Below are 7,362 nucleotides of genomic sequence, written 5' to 3' on the forward strand. Positions count from 1 at the left end.
TTTATTTATCTTTCTATCAAACTTTATTTCAAATCCATTACTTAATCCTGATATATCATATATATTTTCATTATCTGTAATTATACTTCTTAAATATCTTGTATTACTATATTTTAGATAGATCTTATTATTCTTTATTGGAAATGATAAATTAATATCTAAATTCTCATTTCTTCTAGACCTTCTTTTATCAGATACTTCTTCTAATTCTTCTCCAGGAAGTAATTCATCTACATTCTTCATTACTTTTCTATTTGGTAGTATAGGTCTTACAAAAGTATATGATATATCTAGTTTTTCATTTAATATTAATCCTTCAACTCCTGCACTTATATTGTATCTATATTTACCAACTTCATTATTTTCTCCATAATTATCAAAACCTAGTGATAGTTTAAATGGATTAGTTTTCTTATTAGTTATTACTATATTTGACTTATCTTCTTCTATAGATGGTTCTATACTAACATCTATATTATTACTTTTAGCATATTTGAAGTTAGATACTAGTGTATCTATTTTTGATACATCTAGTTCTTCTCCACTTTTTAAATCACTATTTAAACTAATAGCCAAACTATCTTCAATTCCATTATATATTATCTTATCTATTTCTGTAGAATAAACAATAAATGGTATTAGTATTATTAGTAATTTTTTCATAATTCACCATTCATATTATTTAATTTATAAATATAGTTTAGAATAGTAATATTTAAAATTTCTTTTTCTTTTTCAGTTAATACCTTTATTAACTCATCTTCATAATCATTTGTAAATATAAGCTTGATTTCACCTTCTTCTCTTGTCATTTCTAGGAATTCTTCTATATCACTATCATTAATTATTAATTCAAATTGATCTCCAAGCTTATTATTGAAATATACAAATTTTAAAGATTCTTTAGGTACTTCATATATTATTTTTCTTTCATTTGTTATAAACTCTACTTTCCTTGTTGCAAAAGTTTTTTCAAGTTGTAATATCATGAAATTTAATGTTGGTTTCATATCTTTTTTTGTTTCTATATACGGTCTTAATAAATCTAATTTACTTGAAAATCTTTCATCATTTGTTGAAAAACTTTCAATAATTAAGTCTCTTGTAACTTGTGTAGCTCTTTGTGGGACAGAGTATCCAATAACTCCTAATATTAAAGTAATCAATATTACCTTTTTCATTTTAATGGTTCTCCTTTTTCTGTTAAAATATTAAACTTTTCTTTATAAATTTCTCCTATTTCTTCATCTGCTTGAAAATGTTCTATCGAAAACACTATATCTAAAATTTCATTATTATAGTATTGTCTAATTTTATCAAGTAAATTTTTCAATTTATCATTTTCTTCTGAACTTGTATCATAACCTACATATACTTCATAATCCCTATACCATTTATACTCATCATCATATTGTTCTACATATATTTTAAATAATATATACATTTTACTTTTTTCAAGATACTTATCCCAATCCATATTTTCTATTTTTATAGGTTTAGAATTTATTTCTTTTAATATATCTTGTTCTACTAAATCATCGTATTTTATTTTCTTATCAAATAATCCAAAAATAACATTATTATGTTTTACATATCTAACTCCACTAAATTCTTTCTTTATTAAGTGTATGTCAAATTTAATATTACATTTTTTAGGATTATCATTACTAAAAGCTTCACATATTTCTAACTTATTTTCTTCTAATATTTCTAATATTTTTTCAAAATCATTACCTTTTGATTTATCATAAATTAGTTCGTTTACTATATATGGTTTCATATATTGTAGATGTGTATCTAATATATAATATTTGTATCTTTTTATAGATTCTTCATCATATTTAATATTTTCTACATATATATCATTAAAATAATCTAATTTTAAATCAAATCTGCCTTCAAAATATATGCTATTACTCCAGTTTGCATCTAAACCTTCATGTTCAAGCATATATGGGCCTACACTTATATCTTTGGTTTGTATTATTAAATTATATTCTTGCTCATAATATGACACAACTTGCTGTCTAATTTCATTTGGAACACCATATAACCACCTATAAATTGGAAAAATAGAGAGAATTAATAAAATAAAAAATATGCCTAAAGCAATTAAAAAATTTTCTTTCATTTCTATTTACCTACTTTCTGCTTCCTTTTTACAAGTTTATTTGCATTTTTATCAACTTTTCCTACTTGATGATTTTGAGTTATTCCAACTATTGCTTCATTATACTTCTTTATATAATCTTTTTTTTCATATTCCTTTATTTGTTTTTCCAAGCCAATAGCCTTATATTCTGTAGTTTTACTAGATAAAAACCAGTTTCTTCTTTGTAACAATTCTAAATAATGATTAATATCAGGATGTTTTTCTAACAATTCTTTTCTAATTTTTCTATTTATAAGATTTGCGTTCTTACTATTTTGATATGCCGTTTCTATCATATATTTAGAATTTTCCGGATAAAACTTTCTTATACTTTTTAATAATATATTAATCATTAAATCATAATGCATTAAATCACTAGCAAAATTTGCAGTTTTATTATTAGTTGTTAATTTCCCTTTAGAAATAGTAGTTCCATTTAAAAGAGCTGATAATGGAATAACAGCTAAAGAATCCCTATCTCCACTAGTATCATATCCAACTCTTTCTCTTCCTTTAATTTCATTTTTTATCACACTATCATAAACAACAGGAGCTGGATCAAATGTTACAGCTTGTGTATTTATTAATCTTCTTGAGATATAATTTGCTATTCCTCCGCCTAATGAATGTCCTACTAAAAGGGCTACTTTCCCTTTATTTTTGGAACTTTCTAAATATTCTTTTACTTGTTTATAAGCCTCCAAATATTGATCATTGTTCCTTTCTGATAACTGAATATCATTTTTTATATCATTTATTTTTGTTTTTTCTGTACCCCTAAACGATATTATTATTTCTCCCGTATTTTTATTCTCTAATATATATCCATCTAATCCATTTTTTTCATCTTTGATTACTTTTTTTACAACTAAATCTTTATAAAAAGTTTTTTCAACACTATAATCCTTATATGCATTTTGTGCTATCTTATTCAATTCATCAACTGTAAATCCTTTTGTATCAATCCCTGTATAGATGTTATTTGGATTATCTACATAAAAAATAGTGTCAACTTTCTTATCAATTGTTCCTTCTATTTTTTCTTTTAATAGTATATTGTTAGCTACATTTCTCTTTTCTAAATCGTTTAATTTATTAAACTTTTTCTTGTTTTTTTCATCTAAACTTTTTTCTATTTCTAATATTTGTTTTTGTATCTCTTTTTCTGAAAATCTAGGTACATATGTATAATTTCTAAGTTCACTCATTTCTTCCATAGTAAGTGTTTTGGTTTCTACTTCTATAGATGTTCTACTTTCATTTATTTCTTCTTGTTTATAATGTAAAGTATTATCATCTATTTCTTCGTTTTCATATTTCCATCTATTTGTTTCATATGTTACTAACTTTTTCATACTTTCTAAATCTAATACATCCACATTATTTATATTAATATAAAGTGTGTTATCTTTTGTAGTCCCTGCCTTTGTTATTACTCCTTTATCATTTGTAATATTATCTAGAAAGACTACATCCTTAAATTCTTTCCCACCAACTTTTCCTATATCTCTATAATATGATTTTATTATTGAAATTCTTTCTTCATCACTTTTTGAATTTTCTAAAATACCTTTATATCTCCTTAATAAAGTCTCTGTGTCAACATTTAATTTTGTAACTTCTTTATTTATTTCAGTAAGTAAATTAGCTCCATCTATATTAACTGTTGTATCTATAGCCCTAACATAGGCACTAGGTGTCCCTAATACATTCTTAAAATCATCTATGACCTTATCTCTATTTTCTTTATGTAATAGTTCTAAATGAGCATTGTATTTCTTTCCATCTACTTCTATTTCTGAACTTGTTATCTTACCTTCTCTACTTAAACCTATACCAAATCCATTTCCTTTATGTGATAGTGAACCTCTTCCACCTAATACACTACTACCTGATAAATCTAATCCTAAGCCTATACCAGTATCATTTACCTTTACATTTGCATCTACTCCAGTAACTCCACTCATGCCTGCTGACACTGAAAATCCTAAATCTAAACTTGATTTATCTTCTTTTTTCTCATCTCTTTTATCTTCTTCTAATACTTTTTCACTATTTATTTTTATATCTTCTAAATTTAATTTATTCTTACTATATATCTTCTCATCTAATGAATACCTCTTATTACTATACCCTACCCCAACTGTTCCACTCATTGTTAATGGGTTAAATGATAAATCTACATTTCCCCCATCTGTTTTATCACTTACTCTTTTACTGCTTTCTCCTTGTAATAAATGTGTCTCTTTTGAATTTATCTCTAAACTCTCTCCATTTATTTCTTGATTTAATAAAGCTACTTTTTCTTTTGCATTAAGTAATATATTATTTACATCTATTCTTGATGATAAGCTCTCACTACTTTCAATGTTTGCCCGTCTATTACTTCCTCCAACACTTAAACCTACAGATACATCAACTAATTTATTAGGATTTATTGCTCCACTAATAACCTTATTTACCTTATGTATATTAGAAGCTATATTTAATACATTATCTACTCTTCCACTTTCAATCATTTCTTTTGTATCTGCTGCTATATCAAGTAAACTTGACCCTGCATTTACTCTAATACCTATATTAAAATTATTAGACTTTAAATTACCTTTTACATCATTTTTTACATCTTTTAATAGTATATTATTTGCATTAATTTCAAGTCTTTCTCCTAATATATCTGCACTACTTACTACATCTCCTGTTGTTTCTATCCTTATTTCTTTTGATGATATATTTGATTTATGTGAAAGTAGACTTTCTTCAGTATTTTCATCTTGATTTAATGTATAACCTAGTTTTGCACTTACTCCTCTTAAACTTACCTTTAAATCAAAATTTACTCTACTATCATTTAAATAGTCTTCTCTTAAAATCTTACTTTTATCTTCTAATATATTTACGCTACTTGCCTTTATTTCTAACTTTTCATTTGTATGTATATTAGAACCTCTTACAAGTAAGTCCCCTGTATTTATTTTAACATTTTTCCCTAATATATTACTAGAATTTATTTCTTCTATTTCTTCAATTTGTTCTATCTTAGTTCTATTTTTGATAAATATATTTTCATTTATCTCATGTCTTGTATTCTTCGTCTTATTTGATAATATTTTTATCTTTTCACTATTTAACTCTATATTTTCTTCTGCTATTAAATTACTGCCTAATATATTAGTACTTCTTGAATCTATTTTAATGTTTTTACCAAATATTTCACTTGATATATTTTTCTCTGTCTTTTGTCTTTCTTCTACTAAAGACTTCCAAAATAGAGTGTCTTCTAAATATTTTATTTCATTTATTCTTTCATCTACTATAGATTTTACAAATATATTATCTGATTTAATATTTAAATTATCTAAGGCTTTTAATCTTGCTCCCTCTATTAATATGTTATTACTTGATAAATTAATATTATCAAATAGTAACTTTTGATCTCTAATATTTAAATTCTTTGCATTTATTGTAATATTACTCTTCTTAGGAGTTTCTTTTTCAAGTTTTTTATCCTCTAATTTGAATTCATTTATTAAATACTTGTTTTTATTATTGTATTTAATATTATTTAGAAAATACGGATTATTTAAGAAATTTGATAGTTTTGTATATCTTGGGTCTTCTTCTACTGTATACTCTACATTCTTTCCATCTATATCTATATTCTCTTTATTATTTACATATCTTTCATCTTCTTCTCTTAAAGTCTTCTTATCTTCATCTTTAAGATTTACAATATTTGATATTATATTTATTTCTTCTCCCTTAATATGTGAGGGAAGTCCTTTAAGACTTACTTCTCTTTCATTACCTAAGTCTCTAATATATGTAGCTTTATGATATATGTAACAAGCAACTACTCCAAAACAAGTTCTATCTCCTTCATATATCATCTTCTCATATCCATCTTTAACTATTATCTTTTCATCACTTATACTCGATGAATTATTAAAGATATTTGAACTTATCTTATTTTCTTTATTTGCTATTATATGTCCATCTTTATTATTTAATTCTTCTTTTGTAGTAATATTAATATTATTTCCACTAAGTACTGAAAAGCTTGTATCAGAATTAGTATTTTCAATTATACCTTTTAGAGTTAATTTGGTTTCTCCACTTCTTGTATAATCTTCTGTCTTATCTACATTATCATACATATATCTTCTATGTTCTTCTTTAATATTTGATATATTTTCTTTACTTAGTAATGTAGTGTATTCATCTAGATTAAAGAATATACCTGGTTTCCCTGCCCTATTTCTATTCTTTACCAATGTTTCATGATTCTTTAGTACTCTCCAATCAAATTCACTAAGATCTATTTCTACTACTTCATCATAAAAGGCTGATAAAGCATTTCTTTTTGCTTCATCTGTTTTCGATTGTTTTAGTGCATTATATGAATCATATTGTTCTACTACTTTTTTTATCCATTTTGTTTTTACTTCTTCTTCATTTAGTTCTTTATTATCTAAAGTAATCCATTTCTTAATAGGACTTCCATATGAATTTACTCTTCCTACATTATTTAAAGTAGTACTTGATATATTTAGATTTTTATCTGCATGTATTATTGCTCCATTTTTATTATCTATGTTGTTTTGGGCTATTAGGTTTATATTATCACTTATTAATACATTCCCATCATTTATTATGTTTTTAGCTGATATATTAATACTTTCATTTGATATTATTTTATCTCTATTTGTAAAATCTCCTTCTACCTTAACATTTAGATTATCTGTCTTTATTTCCTCTATTTTAGCTTGTGTCTTTGATTCTAATGTTAAGTCTTTTGAAGTTATACTCTTAACTCCTATACCTGATTTTGTTGCTACTATCTTTACTACATCTCCATGTATAGAGCCTATTATGTCTGCACTTAGTCTTATACCTTCTTCTCCTGCATAAGTTGTTACTTTTAATTCTTTTGCCTTTATATCTCCTTCTGATTTAAAGGTATTAGATATTATCTCTAAATTCTCATCTGTATTTAGTTCTTTTAAGCTTTTGATGTTTCCTTTAGGTTTGTTGTAGTGGTCAAGCTTTTTTGATACAGCATGGTAAAGTTAATTTATTTTCTTCTTCTCACCTCCATAGGTGTTAAATATCCATTATAACTATGTGGTCTTACATAATTATAATATACATATGAAAATTCTTCTATTCCTTTGTATAAATCTTCTTCCTTTTCAAATATATAATTATTT

At 24.7% G+C, this 7,362-nt stretch carries 5 protein-coding genes; 1 reads left to right on the plus strand and 4 read right to left on the minus strand.

What is annotated here, in order from left to right; all coding sequences use genetic code 11:
• The 4 genes from AYC60_RS01915 to AYC60_RS01930 all read right to left on the minus strand — a co-directional run.
• The coding region (locus AYC60_RS01915; RefSeq protein ID WP_197416925.1) for a ShlB/FhaC/HecB family hemolysin secretion/activation protein at window positions 1–663 on the minus strand (663 nt) is incomplete at its 3' end.
• On the minus strand, window positions 660–1,181 hold the full coding sequence (locus tag AYC60_RS01920) for a hypothetical protein (RefSeq protein ID WP_067320647.1): 522 nt from the start codon (window positions 1,179–1,181) through the stop codon (window positions 660–662). The genes AYC60_RS01915 and AYC60_RS01920, both read right to left, overlap by 4 nt.
• The gene (locus AYC60_RS01925) at window positions 1,178–2,131 is read right to left on the minus strand and encodes a hypothetical protein (RefSeq protein ID WP_067320649.1); all 954 of its coding nucleotides are present in this window, start codon (window positions 2,129–2,131) and stop codon (window positions 1,178–1,180) included. Before AYC60_RS01925 ends, AYC60_RS01920 begins: the two co-directional genes overlap by 4 nt.
• A gap of 2 nt (window positions 2,132–2,133) precedes the next feature.
• On the minus strand, window positions 2,134–6,426 hold the full coding sequence (locus AYC60_RS01930; protein WP_067320652.1) for an Mbeg1-like protein: 4,293 nt from the start codon (window positions 6,424–6,426) through the stop codon (window positions 2,134–2,136).
• A 379-nt stretch (window positions 6,427–6,805) separates the two neighbouring features.
• On the opposite strand from AYC60_RS01930, the gene AYC60_RS08540 reads away from it, so the two are divergent.
• Window positions 6,806–7,063 (plus strand): hypothetical protein, encoded by a 258-nt coding sequence (locus AYC60_RS08540; RefSeq protein ID WP_156447637.1) that lies wholly within the window; start codon window positions 6,806–6,808, stop codon window positions 7,061–7,063.
• Window positions 7,064–7,362: the final 299 nt, after the last annotated feature.

The organism is Streptobacillus felis, from assembly GCF_001559775.1.
GTDB classification, from domain to species: domain Bacteria; phylum Fusobacteriota; class Fusobacteriia; order Fusobacteriales; family Leptotrichiaceae; genus Streptobacillus; species Streptobacillus felis.

Excerpts from the sequence above, each read along its gene's own strand:
- AYC60_RS01920 (WP_067320647.1), bottom strand. The coding sequence starts at position 1,181 with ATGAAAAAGGTAATATTGATTACTTTAATATTAGGAGTTATTGGATAC.
- AYC60_RS01925 (WP_067320649.1), bottom strand. The coding sequence starts at position 2,131 with ATGAAAGAAAATTTTTTAATTGCTTTAGGCATATTTTTTATTTTATTA.
- AYC60_RS08540 (WP_156447637.1), top strand. The coding sequence starts at position 6,806 with ATGTTTTTAGCTGATATATTAATACTTTCATTTGATATTATTTTATCT.